Annotated in this window: 20 protein-coding genes; 4 read left to right on the plus strand and 16 right to left on the minus strand. The window is 63.0% G+C overall.

From position 1 onward, the window contains the following. Position 1: 1 nt before the first annotated feature. From F0Q04_RS15730 to F0Q04_RS15760, 7 genes are all read right to left on the minus strand, one after another. Positions 2–1,966 carry an oleate hydratase gene (locus F0Q04_RS15730; protein ID WP_182342027.1) on the minus strand — a complete coding sequence of 655 codons (1,965 nt, stop codon included), beginning with the start codon at positions 1,964–1,966 and terminating at the stop codon, positions 2–4. Between the two features lie 283 nt (positions 1,967–2,249). Then, the gene (locus F0Q04_RS15735; RefSeq protein ID WP_182342030.1) at positions 2,250–3,344 is read right to left on the minus strand and encodes an enoyl-CoA hydratase/isomerase family protein; all 1,095 of its coding nucleotides are present in this window, start codon (positions 3,342–3,344) and stop codon (positions 2,250–2,252) included. Positions 3,345–3,425: 81 nt separating this feature from the next. After that, positions 3,426–4,454 carry an acyl-CoA dehydrogenase gene (locus tag F0Q04_RS15740; protein WP_116924094.1) on the minus strand — a complete coding sequence of 343 codons (1,029 nt, stop codon included), beginning with the start codon at positions 4,452–4,454 and terminating at the stop codon, positions 3,426–3,428. Between the two features lie 13 nt (positions 4,455–4,467). Then, the gene (locus F0Q04_RS15745; protein ID WP_116924095.1) at positions 4,468–5,625 is read right to left on the minus strand and encodes an acyl-CoA dehydrogenase family protein; all 1,158 of its coding nucleotides are present in this window, start codon (positions 5,623–5,625) and stop codon (positions 4,468–4,470) included. A 15-nt stretch (positions 5,626–5,640) separates the two neighbouring features. After that, complete coding sequence (locus F0Q04_RS15750; protein WP_182342033.1) at positions 5,641–6,618, minus strand: Bug family tripartite tricarboxylate transporter substrate binding protein; 978 nt, start codon at positions 6,616–6,618, stop codon at positions 5,641–5,643. 50 nt (positions 6,619–6,668) lie between these two features. After that, positions 6,669–7,106 carry a MaoC family dehydratase gene (locus F0Q04_RS15755; protein WP_407928857.1) on the minus strand — a complete coding sequence of 146 codons (438 nt, stop codon included), beginning with the start codon at positions 7,104–7,106 and terminating at the stop codon, positions 6,669–6,671. A gap of 87 nt (positions 7,107–7,193) precedes the next feature. Beyond that, positions 7,194–8,372: a CaiB/BaiF CoA transferase family protein gene (locus F0Q04_RS15760; RefSeq protein WP_182342035.1), complete on the minus strand. Its 1,179-nt coding sequence runs from the start codon at positions 8,370–8,372 to the stop codon at positions 7,194–7,196. Between the two features lie 106 nt (positions 8,373–8,478). Here F0Q04_RS15760 and F0Q04_RS15765 point away from each other — a divergent pair, with 106 nt between their 5' ends. Then, complete coding sequence (locus tag F0Q04_RS15765; RefSeq protein ID WP_182342038.1) at positions 8,479–9,375, plus strand: LysR family transcriptional regulator; 897 nt, start codon at positions 8,479–8,481, stop codon at positions 9,373–9,375. Positions 9,376–9,443: 68 nt separating this feature from the next. On the opposite strand, the gene typA is transcribed toward F0Q04_RS15765, so the two are convergent. The 7 genes from typA to F0Q04_RS15800 all read right to left on the minus strand — a co-directional run bounded on the left by typA (position 9,444) and on the right by F0Q04_RS15800 (position 18,260). Further along, positions 9,444–11,273, minus strand: coding sequence for a translational GTPase TypA (typA, locus tag F0Q04_RS15770; RefSeq protein WP_116924100.1), 1,830 nt, complete (start codon positions 11,271–11,273; stop codon positions 9,444–9,446). After that, complete coding sequence (gene truB / locus F0Q04_RS15775) at positions 11,270–12,262, minus strand: tRNA pseudouridine(55) synthase TruB (RefSeq protein ID WP_116924101.1); 993 nt, start codon at positions 12,260–12,262, stop codon at positions 11,270–11,272. The genes typA and truB overlap by 4 nt, the downstream gene beginning before the upstream one ends. A 4-nt stretch (positions 12,263–12,266) precedes the next feature. Further along, positions 12,267–12,644 carry a 30S ribosome-binding factor RbfA gene (rbfA, locus tag F0Q04_RS15780; RefSeq protein WP_021027862.1) on the minus strand — a complete coding sequence of 126 codons (378 nt, stop codon included), beginning with the start codon at positions 12,642–12,644 and terminating at the stop codon, positions 12,267–12,269. 6 nt (positions 12,645–12,650) lie between these two features. After that, positions 12,651–15,512, minus strand: coding sequence for a translation initiation factor IF-2 (infB, locus tag F0Q04_RS15785; protein ID WP_116924102.1), 2,862 nt, complete (start codon positions 15,510–15,512; stop codon positions 12,651–12,653). Positions 15,513–15,535: 23 nt separating this feature from the next. Further along, on the minus strand, positions 15,536–17,020 hold the full coding sequence (gene nusA, locus F0Q04_RS15790) for a transcription termination factor NusA (RefSeq protein ID WP_021027864.1): 1,485 nt from the start codon (positions 17,018–17,020) through the stop codon (positions 15,536–15,538). Between the two features lie 70 nt (positions 17,021–17,090). Continuing rightward, positions 17,091–17,690 carry a ribosome maturation factor RimP gene (rimP, locus tag F0Q04_RS15795; protein WP_116924103.1) on the minus strand — a complete coding sequence of 200 codons (600 nt, stop codon included), beginning with the start codon at positions 17,688–17,690 and terminating at the stop codon, positions 17,091–17,093. Positions 17,691–17,885: 195 nt separating this feature from the next. After that, positions 17,886–18,260, minus strand: coding sequence for a thioredoxin family protein (locus F0Q04_RS15800; RefSeq protein ID WP_232539366.1), 375 nt, complete (start codon positions 18,258–18,260; stop codon positions 17,886–17,888). 187 nt (positions 18,261–18,447) lie between these two features. Here F0Q04_RS15800 and F0Q04_RS15805 point away from each other — a divergent pair, with 187 nt between their 5' ends. The 3 genes from F0Q04_RS15805 to F0Q04_RS15815 all read left to right on the plus strand — a co-directional run bounded on the left by F0Q04_RS15805 (position 18,448) and on the right by F0Q04_RS15815 (position 20,859). Next, positions 18,448–19,413 (plus strand): DnaJ C-terminal domain-containing protein, encoded by a 966-nt coding sequence (locus tag F0Q04_RS15805; protein WP_182342044.1) that lies wholly within the window; start codon positions 18,448–18,450, stop codon positions 19,411–19,413. Positions 19,414–19,415: 2 nt separating this feature from the next. Further along, the gene (locus F0Q04_RS15810; RefSeq protein ID WP_182342047.1) at positions 19,416–19,736 is read left to right on the plus strand and encodes a MerR family transcriptional regulator; all 321 of its coding nucleotides are present in this window, start codon (positions 19,416–19,418) and stop codon (positions 19,734–19,736) included. Between the two features lie 520 nt (positions 19,737–20,256). Then, positions 20,257–20,859 carry a lipocalin family protein gene (locus F0Q04_RS15815; RefSeq protein ID WP_116924107.1) on the plus strand — a complete coding sequence of 201 codons (603 nt, stop codon included), beginning with the start codon at positions 20,257–20,259 and terminating at the stop codon, positions 20,857–20,859. Positions 20,860–20,938: 79 nt separating this feature from the next. On the opposite strand, the gene F0Q04_RS15820 is transcribed toward F0Q04_RS15815, so the two are convergent. Then, positions 20,939–21,691: an ABC transporter ATP-binding protein gene (locus F0Q04_RS15820; RefSeq protein WP_182342050.1), complete on the minus strand. Its 753-nt coding sequence runs from the start codon at positions 21,689–21,691 to the stop codon at positions 20,939–20,941. After that, positions 21,688–22,473 carry an ABC transporter ATP-binding protein gene (locus F0Q04_RS15825; RefSeq protein WP_182342053.1) on the minus strand — a complete coding sequence of 262 codons (786 nt, stop codon included), beginning with the start codon at positions 22,471–22,473 and terminating at the stop codon, positions 21,688–21,690. Before F0Q04_RS15825 ends, F0Q04_RS15820 begins: the two co-directional genes overlap by 4 nt. Between the last annotated feature and the right edge of the window lie 72 nt (positions 22,474–22,545).

Consider the following 22,545-nt stretch of genomic DNA (forward strand, 5'->3'; position numbering starts at 1 on the left):
CTTATTTGGACTTGTCGCGCAGATTGCTGCTGTAGCGCTCCAGCCAAGTGGAGACCTTGCTCAAGGCCTGGCCGCCCTTGCCCAGCAGTTGAGCCAGCTCCGATTCCGCGCGCTCGCGCAAGGTCTCCTCGTTCTCGGGCAGCGGCGGCAGGATGTGGGCGAAATAGGTTTTGCCCAGCACCCGGTGCAGCAAACGCTCGCCGACAAAGGGCTGGTTGCCGTTCAGCGCCCGCGCGCCCTTGATGATGTTGCGGATGTCGTACTGCGTAGGGCTGATGTCGGGCACCTGCTTGGGCAGGCCCAGCAAGGTGTAGACACCGATGCGCGCGGTGCGCACCGAGCTTTCCATCGTGAAGATGATGTCATTGCTGGTCTCGACAAACTGGCCGACCAAGGCCAGGTTGGTGCAGCCCTCGGGCACCACATGGGGCCGGTCGCCGGCGGCGCGGGGCATGAACTGCGCCGTGATGTAAGGCATCAAGGCCAGGCGCACCTTGGTGTTGGCCGCCACCGCATCGATCTGGTCGGCAATGCCCAGGTGGTAGCACAGCTCGGCCAGAATCTCGCGGCCCGTGCATTCGGGCATGGTCTTGGCGACATGGTTGCCCTTTTTGTCCATCAGCAGCGCATACACCCACAGCACCAGCACATCGCCGGGCTGGTCGGGAAAATGCGGCTGGCGGTTGCAGGTAAAGCTCATCACCCAGTTCGAATCGGTGAAGGTGATGATGCCGCCGGTCACCGTCTTGCCGGAGTACGGATCGTTGACCGACAGCTCCTTGAGCTTGTCGATCAGCGGTGAGGCTTTGCAGGTCAAGGTGGCCGACTCCCACATCGAGCCCTTCACATCGCCATAGAACTTCTCGGGCCGGCCAAACACCGGCGACTTGGCCGCCAAGCGCTTCCACAGGGTCCAGTCGCTGTCCTCACCCGGCTCCTCATTGCCGCGCGCCAGCACCGGCGCGGTGTCCAGGTCGCCATAGGCCGTGCCTTCGGTCATCGAGCCGGTCAGCGCAAACACCACATCATGGGGGCCGACGTCAATCTGAACCTCCTGACCCGCCGATTTGCAACGGATCCCGGTCACCGTGCGGCTGCCTGCTTCCTCGCGCATGTCCAGGTCATAGACACGGGTGTTGAACTGCACCTTGACGCCCTTGTCCTTGAGCATGCGCGTCAGCGGCACGACAAAGCTGTCGTACTGGTTGTACTTGGGAAACACGAGCGCCGACATGTCGGTGAGGCCATCGATGGCGTCCAGGAAGCGGTGCATGTAGAGCTTCATCTCCAGCAGGCTTTGCCAGTTCTCGAACGCGAACATCGAGCGCCACAGGTACCAGAAATTGGTCTCCAGAAAACTGGCGCTGAAATAGGACTCGATGCTGATGTCGTCGAGTTCCTCCTTGCGCTTGAGCAGCAGCTTGACGATCTCCCACTGGTGCGCCTTGGTCAGACCCAGCGTCGAGAAATCGCGGATCTTGCCCTGCTGGTGCATCAGCCGGGCCTTGGACCAGTTCGGGTCGTTGTCGTTGACGAAGCGGTACTCGTCGAGCACGCTGTAGCCCTCGGGCAGCTCCAGCGCCGGCACATCCTGGAACAGGTCCCAGAAGTTGTCGTAGTTCCAGTTCATCTCGCGGCCGCCGCGCACGATATAGCCTTGCTCGGCATTGCCCGCGCCATCGAGCGAGCCGCCAGTCACATCGAGCGTATCCAGGATGGTGATGTCTTCGCCCGCCATGCCGCCGTCGCGGATCATGTAGAAGGCGGCTGCCAGGCCGGCAATGCCGCTGCCGATGATCCAGGCCTTGCGCCCCACGACCGGCGCGCCCAGCACCGGCCGGTTGCGCATATAGGCGCCCATCATGTCCGGTGGTGGCAGGCTGTCTTGCGGGCCCTTGCGCCAAAAGCCTTCGCCGATGTTGGCCTCCACGCGGATTGAGGAGGCCTGGGAGTCTGCATGCGTCATGGTCTTGCCTTTCATGGATACCTGAGGATCACATGCCAAGGTATAGCACACCGATTCGCCAGGGCCTTTGACAGTCGGCAAGGGCCTACGTATTCACGCAGGCCCTCGTATGGCTCGCAAGCCCTGATGGCTTAGAGCTGCTAACACGACCCAGCAAACCGAAGGTTTGCGGTTGAGACTAGGCGTCCCCGACTAGGCGTCAAGCCGCAGGCAGTACAGACGTACGACAAGGCTTGGCGCGGCCGGCGCGGCAACGACGTATCAAGGGTTGTGGTAGCGGCTCTTAGTTCAGCGCCAGCAGCGGGTGCGCCTCAGCCGGCCAAGGGCTGGCAAACATCTGCGCCACTTCCTGCAGGTCCACCACTTCAATGCGGGCGGGGCTCCAGCGGGGATGGTGGTCCTTATCGACCGCCAGCGCGCGGATGCCTTCGAGCGTTTCGCTCTTGCGGTCGGGGCGCAAATAGAAGCAGTGGCGCACCAGGTCGCGCTCCATGCGCAGGTCTTCGGCCAGGCCCATGCCGCGTGCACGGCGGATCTGCTCAAGCACGACAAACAGCATCAGCGGCGAGCGCTTGCGCAGGGTCTCGGCGGTGGTGCGGGCAAAGTCGCTGCTGCCCGCCTCCAGCGCAGCGATGATGGCCGGCACATCAGCCAGGCCAAAGTACTGCGCGATCTCGGCATCGGGGTTGTTAGCACGTTCTGGTGCGGACGCCAAAGCGGCTTTGACAAAGGCTTCTACGGCCTGGCCGTTGGCAAAGCTGCCGCTGGCCAGCCCGTCCCACAGCGCCTGCTGCTGCGCGCTCTCCAGGTAGCCATCGGCCAGCTGGTAGGCCAGCGCATCGGCCGCGCCAATCATCTGTCCCGTCAGGCCCAGGTACTCACCCACATGGCCAGGGCAGCGCGAGAGAAAGTAGCCGCCGCCCACATCGGGGAACAGGCCAATGGCGGTCTCGGGCATGGCCATCTTGGTGCGCTCGGTGACGATGCGCAGGCTTGCGCCCTGGCTGATGCCCATGCCGCCGCCCATCACGATGCCATCCATAAAGGCGATATAGGGCTTGCCGAAATGGTGGATCAGGTGGTTGAGCGCATATTCCTCACTGAAGAAATCCTCCAGTTCGGGATTGCCTGCCATGCCGGCCGCATGCAAAAAGCGGATATCGCCGCCAGCGCAGAAGTCGCCAAAGGCGCCCTCCTTGTTGCTGCCCCGGATCGCTACGGCCAGTACCTTCTCGTCCTGCTGCCAGCGCAGCAGCACATCGCGCAGTTCGCGCACCATGGCCAGCGACAAGGCGTTCAGCGCCTTGGGCCGGTTGAGCGTGATCAAGCCCAGCTGACCACGCACTTCGCTTTGCACATCTTCGGTGTAGACCGACATAAGCATGACTCCTGATTCTTCTAAAAACAACCGCCACCATAGCCGAAAAACGGCGCGGGCTGCGGTCAATCAGGTGCCAAATCAGGCTACGGCGGCGCGGCTGTCCGTGATCTCGCGGATCACATCCAGGGCCATGCCGCCAGCAGCCAGCAGCGCCTGGCCGGCCTGCAGCTGCCAATAGCTTTCGCTGCCAGCCGTCTGGCGCCACAGGTGCAGGCGGCGGGTGTAGAGCTGCAGATCAAACTCGGTGGTAAAGCCGATCGCGCCGTGGATCGAATGCGCGAGCGATGCCACCTCCACCGCTGCCTCGCTGGTGCGCGCCTTGCCCACGGCCACCTTGAGCGGGTCTGCCGCGACGCCATCGGCCTCGCAGGCGATCTGCGCGGCCATGCGCGCGGCGCTCACATGCTCGGCCATCACCGCCAGCTCATGCTGGATCGCCTGGAACTTGCCAATCGGGCGGCCAAACTGCTGGCGCTCGTTGGCAAAGTTCAAGGTGCTCTCAAACACCGTCAGCAGGCTGCCCGCCAGCAAGGCCGACACCAGCCCGGCCTGGGCGACCAGCAACGACGCTGCGGCCGGCACCCGTGTGGCCGAGGCCAGCGCGGCTTCGGGCCAGTGCAGATCCGCATCGAGCACAAAAATGCTGGCACTGACCTGCGCGGTGCCCACCGGCAGCAGCCACAGATCAGCGCCCTGCTGGCCCAGCACCCAGGACGCTACGCGGGCGCCGCGCACACCGCTGGCCCGCAGGCCACCTTCGGCTGCCGCCAGCTTTGGCGTCAAGGCGATGGCGCCCTGCGGCAGCGCCACACCGGCAGCTGCCAGCCAGGCCCGCGCCAGCATGGTGTCTGCCAGCGGCAGCGGCATCGCGTGTTGGCCCAGCAAATCCCAGACACCAAAGGCATCGCGCAAGGCCAGGCCGGCGCCGCCAGCCTCTTCGCTCAGCAGCAGGTCGGCAAAGCCGGTGTCTTCAATCTGCTGCCACAGCGCCGCAGCGGCAGGGCTCTGGCCGGCAGCCACTTCGCTCTCGATCGCGCGCACCACAGCGGGCGTGCATTGCCCGGTCAGCAGGTCGCGCAGGGCCTCGGTAATCAAATGGTCCATCATCTTCTCCTTGCGCTCAACGCAGGCCCAGGCCGCGCGCGATCATGCCGCGCAAAATGCTGCGGGTGCCGCCGCGCAGCGTGTAGCACGGCGATACCAGGGTGAGGTAGTTCAGGGTCAGCAGCAGCTCGTGCGGCACGGCTTCGCCCTCCAGCGCCATCAGGTCATCGGCAATCGCAGCCGGTATGAACTGCTCCAGCACCGTGCCCTGGTCCTTGACCAAGGCGGCCTCGACGATGGGGCTCTGGCCCTGCACCAGCTTTTCCTGCACCGCCACCGACAGCGCACGCAGCGGCGCCAGGCGCGTCAGGATCTGGCCTGCCAGCTTCAGGGATTCGGCGCGCGGCGCCGCTTGCGTGCGCAAAAAGGCCAGCCACTGGTCCAGCAGCACCACCGACGAGAACAGGCGCTCGGGCCCACTGCGCTCAAAGGCCAGCTCGGCCGTCACCTGCTCCCAGCCCTGGCCTTCGGCGCCCACCAGCGCATCGGGTGCGAGCTGCACATTGTCAAAGAAGACCTCGCAGAAATGGCGGTCGCCCGACATGTCCTCGATGGGCCGCACCGTCACGCCCGGCAGGCTCAAATCGACGATCAGTTGCGACAGGCCTTTCTGGCGGTCCGCTGCTTCGCCCGAGGTGCGCACCAGCGCAATCATGTACTGGCAGTGCTGAGCGTTGGTGGTCCAGATCTTCTGGCCGTTCAGCAGCCAACCCGCATCGTTGGGCGTGGCGCGCGTGCGCACGCTGGCCAGGTCCGAGCCAGCATTGGGCTCACTCATGCCGATGCAGAAAAAGCTCTCGCCGCGCGCCACCTGCGGCACATAGCGCTGCTTTTGCGCCTCGGTGCCGTATTTCAGGATCAAGGGCGCGCTCTGGCGCTCGGCAATCCAGTGCGAGCCGACCGGGGCGCCAAAATTGAGCAGCTCCTCGACCACCACATAGCGCGCAAACGCACCCTGCGCGTGGCCGCCATAGGCGGTGGGAAAGGTCATGCCCAGCCAGCCCTTCTCGCCCAGCTTGCGGCTGAAGGCCGGGTCATACCCGCTCCAGGATTTGGCGCGGATATGGGCAGGAATGTCTTTGACCGCCTCTTGCAAAAAGGCCCGCACCTGGGCGCGCAGCGCTTCGCCTTCGGGCGGAATGCGCGTCAGCGCCAGTCCGTTCAAAATCGTCATGTTCTTCGCTTTCGTTCAATCCAGGGACACGCCCGTGCTCTTGACCACGCCGGCCCAGCGCTTGATCTCGCTCTGGATATAGTCGCCATAGGCCTGCGGCGTGGAGCCCAGCGGCTCGGTGCCCTGCAAGCGCAGTTTTTCCAGCACGCCGGGGTCCTTGAGCGCCTTCAAGATTTCGGCATTGAGGCGCTGCACCACAGCATCGGGCGTCCTGGCCGGCACCATCACGCCCTGCCAGGCGCCAGCCTCAAAGCCGGTCATGCCGCTCTCAGCCAAGGTGGGAGCGTTGGGAAAATTCGGAATGCGCTGGGCCGTGCTGACTGCCAGCAGCTTGAGCTTGCCGTCCTTGATGAAGGGCGCGACCGAGTTGATGGTGTCGGTCATGAACTCGATCTGGCCCGCTACCAGGTCCACATCAGCCGGGGCGCTGCCTTTGTAGGGCACATGGCTGGCGTCGATGCCATAGTGCTGCACCACCTGAAAGGCGGCCAGGTGCGTGACATTGCCGTTGCCGGCCGAGCCGTAGGAGAGCTTGCCCTTGTTGTCCTGCGCGTACTTCACCAGCTCTTGCACGGTGTTGGCGGGCACCTTGGGGTTGACCACCAGGCCCAGCGGCACCACCGCGGTCAATGCGACCGGGCGCAGGTCCTTGGCCACGTCATAGCTGAGCTTTTTGTACAGCGAGGGGCTGAGCGCAATCGACGAGGTGTTGTAGAGCACCGTGTAGCCATCGGCCGCCGCCTTGGCCACCAGCGCATTGCCGATATTGCCGTTGGCACCGGGCCGGTTGTCGACGATGACCGTCTGCCCCAGCTGCTGGCCCACCTGCTGGGCCAGCACGCGCGCCACCATATCGGTGGGCCCGCCCGGCGGGAACGGCACGACCAGGGTGATCGGCCGGCTGGGCCAGGGGTCCTGCGCCTGCGCAGCCCCACCAACAGCAACCAGCGCCAGGGCCAGCAAGGCGGAACGACGTACCAAACCATATTGCATCTTTGTCTCCTGTATGTGTTTTTTCATCTCACGCGGGTTGCTGTGATCGCCTAGCGCCCAGCGAGCAGGCGCACGGCGGTATAGACCATCACCTGCTCCTGGCGCTGGTTATAGACCTCGATGCGCGAGGTCACCACCGCCCGGCCGCCCTTGCTGGTCGGCTTGATATCGGTCACCTCCACCAGCGCCTCGATCGTGTCACCCACCACTACCGGGCCCAGGATCTTCTGGTGCAACTCCAGCATCGCCAGGCCCGTGCCCTGGATCATGCTTTGCAGGATGAAGCCTTCGATCAAGGTATAGGTGAGTGCACCGGGCACCGGCCGGCCGCGGATCGCGCCGCCGTCGTAGCCGTCTTCGATAAAGATGGCCTCGAGCATGCCGGTGGTATTGATGAAGTTAACCAGGTCGGTCTCCGTCACCGTGCGGCGGAAGGTGCGCAGCTGCTGGCCGACCTGCAGGTCCTGCCAGACAAAGCCCTGGCCCATGCGGGCAGTGCCTGCCAGTGCGGCGGCGCGGTTGTCGGTTGAAGAAATCCAGTTTTGGGCGGTCATGGCCTTGTTACTCTCAGAGGTTCATTCAGCGATGGAGGGCTGCAACGCCGCAATGCGGGCATCGTCCCAACCCACTTCGCGCAGCAGCTGCTCGGTGTGCTCACCCAGGCGCGGCGGCATGCCGATGGGCGCCTGCGCGCCATCGATGCGCACGGAAGAGCGCGGAAAACGCACGGTGCCCATGGCGGGGTCGTGCTGCTCGACAAAAAAGCCGGTGGCCTTGAGGTGCGGGTCACGCGGCAGGTCGTCCATGCGCGCGACAGGCGCCGCAGGAATCTCCAGCTCCTCGCAGGTTTGCAGCCAGTAGGCGGTGTCTTTTTGCGCGACATAGCTGCTCATGGTCTCCAGCAGGATCGCGATATGGCGGGTGCGCTGGGCCTGGGTGGCAAAGCGCTCGTCCTGCGCCAGCGCGGGCTGGCCCACGGCAGCAAAAAAGCGGCGCCAATGGCCATCGGTGTAGGGCATCATGCAGACATGGCCGTCCAGCGTCTTGTAGGGCTTGCGCCAGGGCGCCATCACGCGCGGGTAGCCAGCGCCGCTGAGCGCGGGCTCAAAATGCATGCCGTAGAAATGCTCGACCAGGTTGAAGCCCACCATGGTCTCGTACATCGGCACCTCGACAAAGCTGCCCTCTCCCGTGCGCTCGCGCTGGAACAAGGCCGCCATCACCGCATGCGCTGCGACCAGGCCACAGGTCTTGTCGGCCGCAATCGTGGGCAGGTAGCGGGCCTCGCCGGTCTGGCGCTCCATCAGGTCGGCCAGGCCGCTCATGCCCTGGATCACATCGTCGTAGGCTGGCAGGCCGGCATAGGGGCCGTCCTCACCAAAGCCATGCAGGCCCACATAGACCAGGCGCGGGTACTGGGCGCGCAGCCGCACTGGGTCGAGCCCCAGCTTGGCGAGCTTTTGCGGCCGCATGCTGTGCATGAAGACATCGGCAGTCTTGAGCAGCGCATGCAGCGCCGCCTGGGCCTCGGGCGCCTTGAGATCCAGCACCACGCTCTTCTTGCTGCGGTTCGAACCCATGAACAGCGCGGACATGCCGGCTTCGGCCGCCGGCCCGGTGTAGCGTGTGGAGTCGCCGCCAGGCGGCTCGATCTTGATCACCTCGGCGCCGTAATCGGCCAGCACCTGGCTGGCCAGCGGCCCGAAAATCACGCTGGATAGGTCCAGCACCCGCAGGCCTGTCAATGCACTCAAGGCTTGTCTCCGTCGTTGTGGTGATAGCGATGAATGGCATTATTTGATATGTTTCACAACTGTGTCTATGTCGCAATTGACAGGTACTGATACACAGGAGATATCAATGGACTTGCGCCAACTGCGCCACTTTGTCACCCTGGCGCAAACCCTGAACTACCGCCAGGCCGCTGAGCAGCTGCATATGTCGCAGCCGCCGCTGTCGCAGTCGATCCGCAAGCTCGAAGACGACCTAGGGGTACAGCTGTTCGAGCGTGACCGGCGCGGCACGGTGCTGTCGGATGCAGGCCGGGCTGCGCTGGAGAGCGCCAAGCTAGCGCTCTACCATGCCCGGCAGGTACAGGCCGTGTCGCAGGCCACCGCCAGTGGCGAGCTCGGGCGCCTGCATATCGGCTTTATCGGCTCGGCCACGTTCTCGCTGATCCCCAAGCTGGTGCAGGCGTTTCGCGCCGCCCACCCGGCGATCGACCTGGTGCTGACCGAATCCACGACTCGCGAGATCTGCGCCCAGGTGGCCAGCGGTGATTTTGATGCCGGTCTGCTGCGCTATCCCGTCACGCAGGCCACCGAGCTGTCCATCACCCCCGTCGAGCCTGACCGCCTGATTGCCGCCCTGCCCGCTGGCAACCCGCTGCAGATCAAGGACAGCCTGCAGCTGATCGACCTGGCCGACCAGCCCTTTGTGAACTACCGCCCCAGCGAAGTGCCGGGCCTGCATGCGCTGGTGGTGCTGGCCTGCCAGAACGCCGGCTTTATGCCGCAGATCAAGCAGCATGCCGTGCAGGCCCAGACCTTGGTGAGCCTGGTGGGCGCAGGCCTGGGCGTGGCGCTGGTGCCGGCCGTGGTCGCAAAGGCCGCGACACCAGGCGTCATCTTCCGCGAGCTGACCGACACCCAGCACCTGCCCCAGATCGGCATTGCGCTGGCGCTGAACCAGCGCCAACCAGTGGCCACGGCCCAGCGTTTGAAGGAGCTGCTGCTCAAGCTCCAGCCCATGGGCTGACTCCTCCAGAACGCAAAAAAGGCCGCAGATGCGGCCTTTGCTGGTGTTGGATCACGTCGCAGCGCAGATTATGCGTTTTCGCGCGATGCGCGCTTGCGGTCGTGTTCCTTCAGGTGGCGCTTGCGCACGCGCAGGCTGGTGGGGGTGATTTCCAGCAGCTCGTCTTCTTCGATGAACTCCACGCCGTATTCCAGCGACAGCTCGATTGGAGGCGTGATCTTGATCGCGTCTTCCTTGCCGCTCACGCGGAAGTTGGTCAGCTGCTTGGTACGCGTGGCGTTCACCACCAGGTCGTTGTCACGGCTGTGGATACCGACGATCATGCCTTCGTACACGGGGTCGTTGGGCTTCACAAACATGCGGCCACGGTCGTCGAGCTTGCCCAGCGCGTAGGTGAAGATTTCACCGTCGTCCATCGAGATCAGCACACCGTTCTTGCGGCCGCCGATTTCGCCCTTGTGCGGCTCGTAGCTGTCGAAGATGTTGGCGATCAGGCCGGAACCGCGGGTCAGGTTCAGGAATTCGTTGGTGAAGCCGATCAGGCCACGGGCTGGAATGCGGTATTCCAGACGGACGCGACCGCGGCCATCGGGTTCCATGTTCACCAGCTCGCCCTTGCGCTCGCCCAGCGCTTGCATCACGCCGCCTTGGTGGCCTTCTTCGATGTCAGCCGTCACCAGCTCGATAGGCTCATGGCGCACGCCGTCGATCATTTGCATCACGACGCGTGGCTTGGACACGGCCAGCTCGTAGCCTTCGCGGCGCATTTCTTCGAGCAGAATGGTCAGGTGCAGTTCACCACGGCCAGCCACTTCAAAGATACCGTCTTCGTCGGTTTCCTTGACGCGCAGGGCCACGTTGGAGCGCAGTTCCTTTTGCAGGCGGTCCCAGATCTGGCGGCTGGTCACGTACTTGCCTTCACGACCTGCCAGAGGCGAGGTGTTCACGCAGAAGTTCATCGTCAGCGTCGGCTCGTCGATCTTGAGCATCGGCAGCGGCTGGGGGTTGGTCGGGTCGGTCACGGTCTCACCGATACCGATGTTTTCGATACCGCTGATCAGCACGATCTCGGAAGGACCGGCTTCGGTCGCTTGCACGCGGTCAATACCTTGGAAGGTGTGGACCTGGTTGATCTTGCCGGTATAGCTCTTGCCATCCAGGCCGGCCATCACGGCCACCTGCTGGCCTGGCTTGAGCGTGCCCTGGGTGATACGGCCCACGCCGATACGGCCCACGAACGTGGAGTAGTCCAGCGCCGAGACTTGCATCTGCAGCGGTGCAGTCGCGTCGCCCTGCACCGATGGCACGTGTTCCAGAATGGTTTCGAACAGGGCCGACATGTCGGGGCCCCATTGCGCGCCTGGCTCGCCTTCTTCCTTGGACGACCAGCCGTTGATGCCCGAGGCGTAGACCACGGGGAAGTCCAGCTGTTCATCGGTCGCGCCCAGCTTGTCGAACAGGTCGAACGCAGCGTTGACGACCTTGTCGGGGTTGGCACCGGGCTTGTCGACCTTGTTGACCACGACGATGGGCTTCAAACCCAGGGCCAGGGCCTTCTTGGTCACAAAACGCGTTTGGGGCATGGGGCCTTCTTGCGCATCGATCAGCAGCACCACACCGTCCACCATGGACAGCGCGCGCTCCACTTCACCGCCGAAGTCCGCGTGACCGGGGGTGTCGAGGATGTTGATGTGGGTGTCGTTCCAGGACACGGCGCAGTTCTTGGCCAGGATGGTAATGCCGCGCTCACGCTCGATGGCGTGGTTGTCCATCACGGTGTCCACGACTTTTTCGTGTTCGGCGAAGGTACCAGACTGGCGCAGCAGCTGGTCCACCATGGTCGTCTTGCCATGGTCAACGTGGGCGATGATCGCAATATTGCGGATTTGTTTGCTCATGATGTTTCCAAAATGCCGCTGGCTTGTGGGCGCGGCGTTCCTTCCAAAATTTGTTGAATCTCGACGGGGCTTAGGAGGCGGTCGGGAATGAGCTCGCGCGCCCGGATGTGTGCCACACCCAAAAGCGCAGGAGGCTCTTCTCCATAAACGGCCACTGCATCGGCATCGGCCCATTCACCCCGCCGGCGCAAGCCGGACAAAAATCTGCCTGCATTATCACCATCGAGCGTGACACGGGTGTGCGCTGCCAGCAACGTGTCGACAGGCAACACGGTGTGCAGGCGCTCCGCATCGGGCGTCGCTTCCAGGGTTTGCAGGCTGATACAGCGGGACAGGTCGATCCCACCGGTTTCTATGCGGCGCAGGCTGCGCAAATGCGCGCCATAGCCCAGCGCCTGGCCAATATCCTCGGCCAGCGTACGCACATAGGTGCCCTTGCTGCAGCGCACCGTCATCTTGAGCGCGACAAAGTCCTGCTCTTCTTGCACACGCGACAGCGTCAGATGCAAGATGGTGACAGCACGCGGCTCACGCTCGAGCGTGATGCCGGCGCGGGCGTATTCGTAGAGTGCCTTGCCATCGCGCTTGAGCGCGCTGTACATGGGTGGCACCTGGCTGATGGGGCCGGTAAACCGGGCTGCCACGGCGTCCAGGGTCTCGGGCGTCAGCGCCTCCCCATCCACCTCCCAGGTCTGCAGCACCTCGCCCTCGGCGTCGCCGGTGGTGGTGGTAGCACCCAGGTGCACCAAGGCCTCATAGGTCTTGGGGGCATCGAGCTGCAATTGGCTGAACTTGGTGGCCGCGCCAAAACACAGCGGCAGCACACCCGTAGCCAATGGGTCTAGCGTGCCGGTATGGCCCGCTTTTTCGGCGCGCAGCAGCCACTTCACTTTTTGCAAAGCGTCGTTGCTGGACAAGCCAATGGGTTTATCGAGCAGAAACACCCCGTGCACAGGGCGCCGCTGCACCCGTGTGCGAGAGGCATGCATGCGATCAGCCTTCCTCGGGTCCGCGCGATGCCACGGCCTTGGCGATCAAGGCATTCATGTCGGCGGCACGCTCGGTGGTGCGGTCGTAGATGAAGTGCAAGGTCGGCACGGTGTGGATATGCAGGCGCTTGAACAGTCCATTGCGCAAGAAGCCAGCTGCCTGGTTCAGTGCGTCCTGGGTCTGGTCGGGGTCACCGATCAGCAAGCTGAAATAGACCTTGGCGTGGGCATAGTCAGGCGTCACCTCAACGGCTTGCAGCGTCACCATGCCCACACGTGGGTCCTTCAACTCACGGGCGATCAGCTCCGACAGATCGCGCTGGATCTGGTCGGAGACTTTGAAGCTGCGATTGGGCGCAGCAGTTTTCTTGCGAGTTGCCATCGGAAATTACAGCGTACGAGCGATTTCCTTGATCTCAAAGACTTCCAACATATCACCTTCTTTGATGTCGTTGTAGTTCTTGAGCTTGATACCGCACTCGAAGCCTTCCTTGACTTCCTTGACGTCGTCCTTGAGGCGGCGCAGTGAGTCGATCTCACCGGTGTAGATGACCACGTTGTCGCGCAGCAGACGGAAGTGTGCATTGCGGGTAACGTGACCCTGGGTGATGTACGAACCAGCCACCGTACCGATCTTGGAGGCCACGAACACGGTGCGGATCTCGGCCATACCGATGATCTCTTCGCGTTGCTCGGGAGCGAGCATGCCGGACATGGCCGCCTTCAACTCATCGACAGCGTCGTAAATGATGTTGTAGTAGCGGATATCGACATCGTTGCTCTCGGCGGTCTTGCGCGCTTGCGCATCGGCACGCACGTTGAAACCGATCACGATCGCCTTGGAGGCCAGCGCCAGATTCACATCCGACTCGCTGATACCGCCCACGCCGGTGTAGACCATCTGCACCTTGACCTCGTCGGTCGACAGCTTGAGCAAGGAGGCAGCCAGTGCTTCTTGCGAACCCTGGGTGTCGGCCTTGATGATGATCGGCAGCGACTGCACGTTGCCCGCACCCATTTCGGCGAACATGTTCTCCAGCTTGGCCGCTTGTTGCTTGGCCAGCTTGGTGTTGCGGAACTTGCCAGCGCGGTAGGTCGCGATTTCACGGGCGCGGCGCTCATCGGGCAGCACCATGAAGTCGTCACCAGCCTGCGGCACATCCGACAGACCCTGGATTTCCACGGGCAGCGATGGACCGGCTTCCTTGGCGACCTTGCCGTCTTCGTCGACCATGGCACGCACGCGGCCATAGGTTTGACCGGCCAGCACGATATCGCCCACCTTCAAGGTACCGGACTGCACCAGCACTGTGGCCACCGGGCCGCGGCCCTTGTCCAGCTGGGCTTCGATCACCAGACCCTTGGCATTGGCTTGCACCGGCGCCTTGAGTTCCAGCACTTCGGCCTGCAGCAGCACTTGCTCGAGCAGCTCGTCAATGCCTTGGCCGGTCTTGGACGACACGGCCACGAAAGGCGAGTCACCACCGTATTCTTCGGGCACCACCTGCTCGACCACCAGCTCCTGCTTGACGCGTTCGGGGTTGGCATCGGGCTTGTCGGCCTTGGTGATGGCCACCACGATAGGAACACCAGCGGCCTTGGCGTGCTTGATCGCTTCCTTGGTCTGGGGCATCACGCCGTCGTCGGCAGCGGCCACCAGAATCACGATGTCGGTCGACTGTGCACCGCGGGCACGCATGGCCGTGAAGGCCTCGTGACCAGGGGTGTCCAGGAAGGTGATCATGCCGCGTGGGGTTTCCACGTGGTAGGCACCGATGTGCTGCGTAATGCCGCCGGCTTCGCCCGCAGCGACCTTGCTGCGGCGGATGTAGTCCAGCAGCGAGGTCTTGCCGTGGTCGACGTGGCCCATCACGGTCACGACCGGCGCGCGTGGCAGCGCTTCGGATTCGGCCTGGGATTCTTCTTCGGCGGTGAACGCTTCCGGATCGTCCAGTGCGGCAATATGTGCCTTGTGGCCCATTTCTTCCACGACGATCATCGCGGTGTCCTGGTCCAGCGGCTGGTTGATGGTGACCATCTGGCCCATCTTCATCAGCGACTTGATCACTTCGGACGCCTTGATGGCCATCTTGTGGGCCAGCTCGGACACGGTGATGGTCTCGGGCACATAGACGTCGAGCACGCGTGCTTCCACCGGCGCAGCCGATTGCGCGCCACGGTGGTCGTTGCGGTCATTGCCGCGACGGCCGCCACGGGGGCCCGAACGCCAGTTGTTGCCGCGACCGGCCACACCACCCGAGGAATCACCACGGGTCTTGAGTTCTTTCTTCTTGCCGTTGCTGTCGTTCTGGTTGCTCCAGCTCGAGGACAGCTTGGCCGACTTGACTTCCTTGTTGCCAGGCGCTGCACCAGCGGCAGGCTTGGCCGCGCCAGTGCCGGTCGTGGCAGGCTTGTGCAAGGTGCCCTTCTTGGCATCAGCGGCCTTGACTTCCTTCTTCTCTTCCGAAGGCTTCTTGGCCACCAGCACCTTCTTGGGCGCGTTCATCATGGCGCGAATGGCTTCGGCCTCGGCCAGGGCCTTGCGGCGGCGCTCGTCCAGATCGACAGCGCGCGCGGTTTCCTCCGCCTCACGGGCCTTGGATTCGTCTTCGGCCTTTTTCTTGGCTTCAGCCTGGGCTTCGTTGCGGGCGGCCAGCTCCTGGGCGTGGCGGCGCGCAGCTTCTTCCTGCTCGGCAGCTTCCTGGGCCTTGCGCTCTTGCGTCTTGGCCACGTAGGCAGCGGCGCGCTCTTCAGCCTCACGCTCCTTGCGCTCGCGCTCTTCGCGCTCAGCGCGCTCGGCACGCTGCTGCACCAGATCAGCTTCTTGCTTGCCGATCAGGTCGGCTTCGCGACGGGCTTCCTCTTCGCGCTTGACCAGGTCAGCCTTGTGTTCGGCTTCCTTTTGCTTGGCTTCGGCGTGCTTGAGTGCTTCGTCGGAATCGGCCTCAGCCACTTCGTCACGCTTGACGAAGGTGCGTTTTTTGCGCACTTCCACCTGGATGGTGCGTGCCCGGCCCGTGGCGTCGGCTTGTTTGATCTCGCTGGTAGATTTCTTGGTCAATGTGATCTTCTTGCGGTCTGCAGCGCCGTGGGCGGCCTGCAGATGGGACAACAGCGCTTGTTTGTCCGTTTCAGTCAGTGCATCGGATGCATCGTGCTTGGACACGCCTGCGGCTTGCAGTTGTTCCAGCAATGTATCCGGTGATTTCTTGAGTTCAACAGCGAACTCGGCGACAGTATTACTCGACATATCTTGTTCCGTGCCTCCTGACCTTATTCCTGTCCATCAAACCAATGTTCGCGAGCCTTCATGATCAAGGCTTTTGCGTCATCGGCAGACTGTCCGGTCAGCTCGGTCAATTCATCAATGGCCAAATCGGCCAGGTCGTCACGCGTGTGGATTCCACCAGCTTCCAGCTGGGCTACCAACTCAGGCGTCATCCCTTCCAGATCACGCAACGCTTGGGAAACACGGGCAACACTCTCTTCGTGGACGATTTCCATCGTCAGCAGCGCATCTTTGGCGCGCGTGCGAAGCTCATTGACGGTCTCTTCGTCGAAGCTCTCGATTTCCAGCATTTCCTGCAGCGGCACATAGGCCACTTCTTCCAGGCTGGAGAAACCTTCTTCGATCAGGATGTCAGCGATTTCTTCATCCACATCCAGCTTTTCCATGAACAGCTTGCGGGAAGTGCTGGTTTCTTCTTCCTGCTTCTGGGCCGATTCGGCCGCGTCCATGATGTTGATCTTCCACCCCGTCAGATCGGAGGCAAGACGCACATTCTGACCACCACGGCCAATGGCGATCGCGAGGTTTTCCTCGTCCACCACCACATCCATGGCATGCTTTTCTTCGTCCACGACGATCGAGGACACATTGGCCGGCGCCAGCGCACCGATCACGAACTGGGCGGGGTCCTCAGACCACAGCACGATGTCCACGCGCTCGCCAGCGAGCTCATTGGTCACCACGTTCACGCGGCTGCCGCGCACACCGACGCAGGTGCCGATCGGGTCAATGCGCTTGTCGTGGCTAAGCACGGCAATCTTGGCGCGGCTGCCAGGGTCACGGGCGCAGCTCTTGATCTCCAGCAGGCCTTGCTCGATTTCGGGCACTTCGTTGCGGAACAACTCGACCATGAACTCGGGCGCAGAGCGCGAGAGCAGGATGGGCGCGCCGCGCAGGGTCAGGTCCACGTCCATGATCATCGCGCGAACGCGGTCACCATTGCGCAGATTTTCCTTCGGAATCATTTCACCGCGCTTCAAGCGGCCTTCCACGCGGCCGGACTCGACAATGATGTCGCCCTTGTCCATGCGCTTGACGGTGCCGTTGAAGATCTTGTCGCCGCGTGCCATGAAGTCGTTGAGCAGCATCTCGCGCTCGGCGTCACGGATCTTTTGCAGGATCACCTGCTTGGCCGCCATGGCGCCGATACGGCCGATAGGCACGGATTCGATCTGCTCTTCAATGTAGTCGCCCACCTGCGCGTCTGCCTTGCGGTCAACGGCATCCATCAGCATTTCTTCGGCATCCGGGTTTTGCAGGCCCGCATCATCGGGCACCACCAGCCAGCGGCGGAAGGTGTCGTAGTCGCCGGTATCGAGATCGATAGCCACACGCACATCCACTTCGCCGGGATACAGCTTCTTCGTAGCCTGGGCCAGGGCAGATTCCACAGCGCCGAACACCACATCGCGCTCTACGTTCTTTTCGCGCGCGATGGCATCCACCAGCATCAACAATTCGCGATTCATGCGACGACTCTCCTATTTCAATCTTTAACCAGAAGGCGGCATCATCAGCGCCACCATGTGCGGGGCCACTTCAGGCCTGGGGTTCGTCGGCAGCACCTGCTGCCGCCCTGCCCTTGAAGCTCACGATGGGTGCCAGACGCGCTTCACGCAACTCATCGAGCGTAAAACCCAGGCTTTGCAGCGGTGCGGGTGGGCGCTTCTTGCTCACACGGGCACCGGGTTTGACAGGCGGCGCATCGCTCCAGACGATCTGCCAGCCACCTGCCTCGGTACGCTCGAGCGTGCCCCGAAATTTCTTGCGATTGGCGCTGATGGTTGTGCCTTCGGCAGCTGCACCGATGGATTCCTTCAGCGTCAGGTCCACCACCGCGCCGGCAAAGCGGATGAAATCCTGCTCATGGCGCAATGGACGGTCAATACCGGGCGAGGACACTTCCAGGCGCTTGTATTCCACGCCATCGACTTCCAGCGCAAACTGCAGCTGGCGGGTGACCTTCTCACAATCCTCCACCGTCACAAACTGCTCTGGCACGCCTTCCGGACGGACGTCATCCGCATTCCAAGGCAGGTCGATGGTGATGCGCAAAAGGCCGCTGGCAGAGCGTTCGATCTCCACCAAGTCGTAGCCCAGGCCGCTCACCGTTTGTAGGGTGGTTTCTTGCAAGCTCACGTGTGCTATTTATCCCGCAAATACAAAAAACCCGAGAACCACGGAATGTTACACATTCCGCAGCATCGAGCTGAAAAACATGCGACCAAAAAAAATGGGCGGTTGGCACCGCCCAGTTGGTCGTGTAGACATCAATTATAGGGGCAAACCAGTATCGATGCAATGATGCGCAGTGGCTTTTAGGCGTGCGAACGACTAAGTCTGCGCATTGCGCGCCTGCACGATAGCCTCAGTGCGCCGCAACAGTGCATGGGCTTCATCGCCATCGGGCAAGGCCTGCGCGTCGCCTTGCGAAAAACGCTCCAGCATGCGCTGCAGCACGCCGGACTGGGGCAGAACGGGGCCCAGGAACATGGCTTCGGTGCCGCGCCCCAGCAGTACGGTGGGGAAGGTGGTGATATCGAGCTCGCCCAGCGCCTCTTCCTCGTCCTCGACATCGAGCCAGACAAAGGCCATGTCCGGCCACTCCTTGGCCAGCGCATCAAAGGCAGGCTGGTACTGGCCACAGGTACCGCACCACTGCGCGCACAAACACACCACCAGCCAGGGCGCACTCGCAGCCTCGGTCATACACAGCCCATCCCGCACACAAAGGCGTATTTGTACCACCATTGCGGTATCCCAGGGCTCCGGTGCCTTTGAGAATACGCGCTTCTCTGACTTGAATCAGACCCAAAAGCAACTAAGTTCTAGGAAGTCATCATCCATTGGGCAGTTGCCTGTACAACAGCAAACTGCCATATCTTCGGGAGCAGGCATGGATTCCAAAAACTACTACGACGTTCTGGGCGTGGACAAAAAGGCCGGCGCAGACGAGATCAAAAAGGCATTTCGCAAGCTCGCCCGCAAATACCACCCGGATCTGAGCAAGGAAAAAGACGCCGCCCAGCGCATGGCCGAGGTCAACGAGGCCAATGCGGTGCTGTCGGACACGCAAAAGCGTGCCGAATACGACGCCATGCTCGACGCCCCGCGCGGCTTTGCGTCAGGCGCGGGCAAGCCCTTCCGCAGCGCCGAAGGCTTTGACAGCGGCGATTTCCAGTTTCGCCGCCAGAGCATGGGGGGCGATGCCGATTACAGCGATTTCTTTCGCCAGATGTTTGGCGACGCGGCGCGCGCCCAGCGCGGTGGCCATGCCGGCGGCGGGCCACGTGCGGCGATCCGGGGCGAGGACCAGCACGCCAGCATCGAGCTGGACCTGACCGACAGCTACCAGGGCAGCGAACGCATGCTGACCTTGCATGGCCAGGACGTGACCGAGGATGGCGAAGTACGCAGCCAGGAGCGCCAGCTGCAGGTGAAGATTCCTGCCGGGGTGCGCGAGGGCCAGATGATTCGCCTGGCCGGCCAGGGCGGGCCCGGTTACCAGGGCGGGCCAGCGGGCGATCTCTTGCTCGAAGTGCACTTTCGCCCCGACAAGCGCTGGCGTGCCGAAGGCAAGGATGTTTATATGCCAATGCCCGTCAGCCCCTGGGAAGCGGCTTTGGGCGGCAGCGCGGAGGTCAAAACGCCGGCCGGCACCTTGGAAGTGACTATTCCTGCAGGCTGGTCGGCCGGGCGCAAGCTGCGCATCAAGGGCAAAGGCCTGCCCGCTGCCACGCCTGGCGATCTGTACCTGGAGCTGCAACTGCACATACCACCGGCCACGACCGAGCAGGAGCGCGAGGCCTACGCGGCCTTTGCCAAGGCCTTTCCCCACTACCAGCCTCGCCAAGGAGTGTGACCATGCCCGACTACACGACAGTACACACCAGCAGCTTGCAGATCATTGACGACGACAGCCTTGATGCGGCCAGTCTGGCCCAGGCCTGCCAGCGCAACCTGGACTGGGTGCAGGCCCGTGTCGTCGATGGCGTGCTCACCCCCAGCACTGGCACACGCAACCCCGAAGCCGTCACCAGCTGGCGCTTTGCGGCCACCTGCATCGTGCGCGCGCGCCGTGTGGCGCTGCTGGAGCACACCTATGATGCCGACCCCCAACTGGCCGCACTGACCGTCGACCTGATGGAAGAGGTGCTGGAGCTGCGCCGCCGCTTGCATCGCTGACGGATCTTTCAGACAGACGCAAAAAAGCCCGCTGATGCGGGCTCATCCTTACCGAAAAAGCACCATCCGCATGCCGCGCCTGATCGTGGCAAGCGCGGCATGCGGACGGGGCAAACCGGTAGGCGGTATTAACCGCCCTTGTGCGTACGCTTGCCTGGGTTCTTCTTGGAACGGGTAGCAGTGCCACGGGCACGGCTGACCTGTTGGCCGCGGCCAGCAGTAGGCAGGCTCTTGCCGTTAGGCAGGGCCGGTTGAGGGGTGAACTTGCGGTCAGCTTCCGTAACGATTTTGTTGCCCATCCTGGGACCTCGCGATAAACAAAACCGACATTAGGCCACAGATGCCAAGCGAGCAGATAAAAATACCTGCTAATTCCCGTGCCTTGGTGCGAAATTAGGCATGCAAGCCGCAAGGCGACAGCGCAAATCAGGCGCTTTGCTTACATTTGGCCCACGCTGGCAGCTTGTAAATTACGCCTATCTGGTTAGGATTCATAAAACAAAACAAGGAATAATTTCTTATGCAAGAGCTCGATCATCAACAACGACCGCAACAGCGCTCTCTCTGGCTCCCCCTGGCAGCCGGTGTGGCCGCCTTGGCCGTTTACTGGTGGACCAGCAACAAATCCCGCAAAGTCGTGCCGGTCGACCTGATTGAGCCCGTCGCCGACTTTGATGCAGAACGCTTTGTCGGCGACTGGTATGAGATCGCCCGCATCGAGCGCGGCATCGGCAAGCCGCTAACGCGCTCACGCGTCGAATATGAGCTGCTGAGCGATGGCAGCCTGGGCATCACGACCCGGGGCTTTCATGCCGGCACCCACCGCTGGGTCGAGGGCCATGGCATTGCCCGCTTTGTCGGCGCGCCCAACTTTGGCGCCATGAAGGCCTCGTTCATGGGCCCCTTCCACGAGGGCTACCATGTCGTCGCCATTGACCCCGATTACCGCTGGGCCATGCTGATGGGCGACACCACCGACTCGTTCAAGCTGCTCTCGCGCCAGCCCGTGCTCGATGGCAAGACCACCGATATGCTGGTCCACCAGGCTGCACTGATGGGCGTGGAGACCTCACGCATCCACTGGGTGATGCAGGACGGCATCAACCCTACCGGCCACTGGTAAGCCGCAGTCCCTTTTATTTCCGGAGGGACACCCAAGCCTGCGCGCGATGCGTGCAGGCTTTGCTTTGTCTGATGGCGCTTTAGACGCCGATCCGCTTGGCGCCAGCCCGCTCTTCGTCGACCAGTGCCTGCATGCTGCCAGCAAACGCGATCGCGCCCTTCTCCAGCACATAGGCCCGGTCGCTCACCAGGCGCGCAAAGTGCAGGTTTTGCTCGCACAGCAAAATACTCACGCCGCGCTGCTTGAGTTGCACAATCATCTGCGCCATCTGCTCGACGATAACAGGCGCCACCCCTTCAGAGGGCTCATCGAGCAGCACCAGATAGGGATTGCCCATGAGGGTGCGGGCGACGGTGAGCATCTGCTGCTCGCCGCCACTCATCTGCCCGCCAGCGCGCTGCGGCATGGCCGCCAGGTTCGGGAAAAAGGCGAGCAGCTCATCCACCGTCCACTCGCTGGCCAGGCTGCCATCGGCCCAGCGGCGGGCGGGCTGGCGGCCCACCTCCAGGTTTTCGAGTACCGTCAGGTCGCTGAAGATGCGCCGCTCTTCGGGCACATAGCCCAGGCCCAGGCGCGCAATGCGCCAGGGGTCTGCCTGCGCAATGTTCTGGCCCATGAACTGCACGGTGCCTTTGCGCCGCTCCACCAGGCCCATGATGGCCTTGAGCGTGGTGGACTTGCCCGCGCCGTTGCGCCCCATCAAGGCCACCACCTCACCGCGCCGCACCTCCAGCCCCACATCAAACAGAATATCGGCTTCGCCATACCAGGCGTTGAGCGCGCTCACCTGCAGCAGAAGCTCGGCGTGCACATCGGTTATCTGCGCGCTCATACGGCAGGCTCCTGACTTGGTTCCTGGCTGTCATAGGTGCTGCCCTTGCCCAGGTAGACCGCCTGCACCTCGGGGTTGCGCCGCACGGCCTCCGGCGCGCCCTCGGCAATGAGCCGGCCCCGCGCCAGCACAATGATGCGGTCGGCATAGGCAAACACCACATCCATGCTGTGCTCGGTAAACAGCACGGCCATGTCGCGCTCACGGGCCAGTTGCCGCGTGAGCGCCATCAGCTGCAGGCGTTCAGCCTGGGCCATGCCGGCAGTGGGCTCATCCATCAGCAGCAGCACAGGCTTGTGGGCCATGGCGATGGCCAGCTCCACCCGCTTCACATCGCCATAGGCCAGCGCGCTGCAAGCACGGTCAGCCTGGTCCTGCATGCCCACCAGCGCCAGCAAGGCCAGCGCCTCATCACGCTGAAAGCGGGCGGCTTTTTGCCACAGGCCAAAGACGCGGCCAGCGGCCGACAGCAAGGCCATCTGCACGTTCTCGGCCACCGTCAGCGAGGCAAAGGTCTCGGCAATCTGGAAGGTGCGCCCTACGCCCAGGCGCCATATCTCGCGGGGCCGCTTGCCGCCCAGGGCCGTGCCCTGAAGCAGCATGCTGCCGGCATCGGGCACCAGTTGCCCGCCCAGCATGTTGAAGGTGGTTGTCTTGCCCGCGCCATTGGGGCCAATGAGCGCCAGCACTTCGCCCCGGCGCAAGGCAAAGCTCACATCGGCCACGGCCTGCACGCCGCCAAAGCGCTTGCCCAAACCGGTCACTTGCAGCAGTTCTGTCATGGATTTCCCGTTGATGCCGCAGGCAGCTTGCGCACTGCCTGCGGCCCTATTCCGCTCATAAAGTCGTTGCCG

Source organism: Comamonas koreensis (assembly GCF_014076495.1).
In the GTDB taxonomy this organism is placed as follows: domain Bacteria; phylum Pseudomonadota; class Gammaproteobacteria; order Burkholderiales; family Burkholderiaceae_C; genus Comamonas; species Comamonas squillarum.

What these genes read in the sequence shown, in the direction of transcription:
- F0Q04_RS15730 (WP_182342027.1), bottom strand. Translation starts at nt 1,966, where the DNA reads ATGACGCATGCAGACTCCCAGGCCTCCTCAATCCGCGTGGAGGCCAAC.
- F0Q04_RS15735 (WP_182342030.1), bottom strand. Translation starts at nt 3,344, where the DNA reads ATGTCGGTCTACACCGAAGATGTGCAAAGCGAAGTGCGTGGTCAGCTG.
- F0Q04_RS15740 (WP_116924094.1), bottom strand. Translation starts at nt 4,454, where the DNA reads ATGATGGACCATTTGATTACCGAGGCCCTGCGCGACCTGCTGACCGGG.
- F0Q04_RS15745 (WP_116924095.1), bottom strand. Translation starts at nt 5,625, where the DNA reads ATGACGATTTTGAACGGACTGGCGCTGACGCGCATTCCGCCCGAAGGC.
- F0Q04_RS15750 (WP_182342033.1), bottom strand. Translation starts at nt 6,618, where the DNA reads ATGCAATATGGTTTGGTACGTCGTTCCGCCTTGCTGGCCCTGGCGCTG.
- F0Q04_RS15755 (WP_407928857.1), bottom strand. Translation starts at nt 7,106, where the DNA reads ATGGGCCAGGGCTTTGTCTGGCAGGACCTGCAGGTCGGCCAGCAGCTG.
- F0Q04_RS15765 (WP_182342038.1), top strand. Translation starts at nt 8,479, where the DNA reads ATGGACTTGCGCCAACTGCGCCACTTTGTCACCCTGGCGCAAACCCTG.
- typA (WP_116924100.1), bottom strand. Translation starts at nt 11,273, where the DNA reads ATGAGCAAACAAATCCGCAATATTGCGATCATCGCCCACGTTGACCAT.
- truB (WP_116924101.1), bottom strand. Translation starts at nt 12,262, where the DNA reads ATGCATGCCTCTCGCACACGGGTGCAGCGGCGCCCTGTGCACGGGGTG.
- rbfA (WP_021027862.1), bottom strand. Translation starts at nt 12,644, where the DNA reads ATGGCAACTCGCAAGAAAACTGCTGCGCCCAATCGCAGCTTCAAAGTC.
- infB (WP_116924102.1), bottom strand. Translation starts at nt 15,512, where the DNA reads ATGTCGAGTAATACTGTCGCCGAGTTCGCTGTTGAACTCAAGAAATCA.
- nusA (WP_021027864.1), bottom strand. Translation starts at nt 17,020, where the DNA reads ATGAATCGCGAATTGTTGATGCTGGTGGATGCCATCGCGCGCGAAAAG.
- F0Q04_RS15800 (WP_232539366.1), bottom strand. Translation starts at nt 18,260, where the DNA reads ATGACCGAGGCTGCGAGTGCGCCCTGGCTGGTGGTGTGTTTGTGCGCG.
- F0Q04_RS15805 (WP_182342044.1), top strand. Translation starts at nt 18,448, where the DNA reads ATGGATTCCAAAAACTACTACGACGTTCTGGGCGTGGACAAAAAGGCC.
- F0Q04_RS15810 (WP_182342047.1), top strand. Translation starts at nt 19,416, where the DNA reads ATGCCCGACTACACGACAGTACACACCAGCAGCTTGCAGATCATTGAC.
- F0Q04_RS15815 (WP_116924107.1), top strand. Translation starts at nt 20,257, where the DNA reads ATGCAAGAGCTCGATCATCAACAACGACCGCAACAGCGCTCTCTCTGG.
- F0Q04_RS15820 (WP_182342050.1), bottom strand. Translation starts at nt 21,691, where the DNA reads ATGAGCGCGCAGATAACCGATGTGCACGCCGAGCTTCTGCTGCAGGTG.
- F0Q04_RS15825 (WP_182342053.1), bottom strand. Translation starts at nt 22,473, where the DNA reads ATGACAGAACTGCTGCAAGTGACCGGTTTGGGCAAGCGCTTTGGCGGC.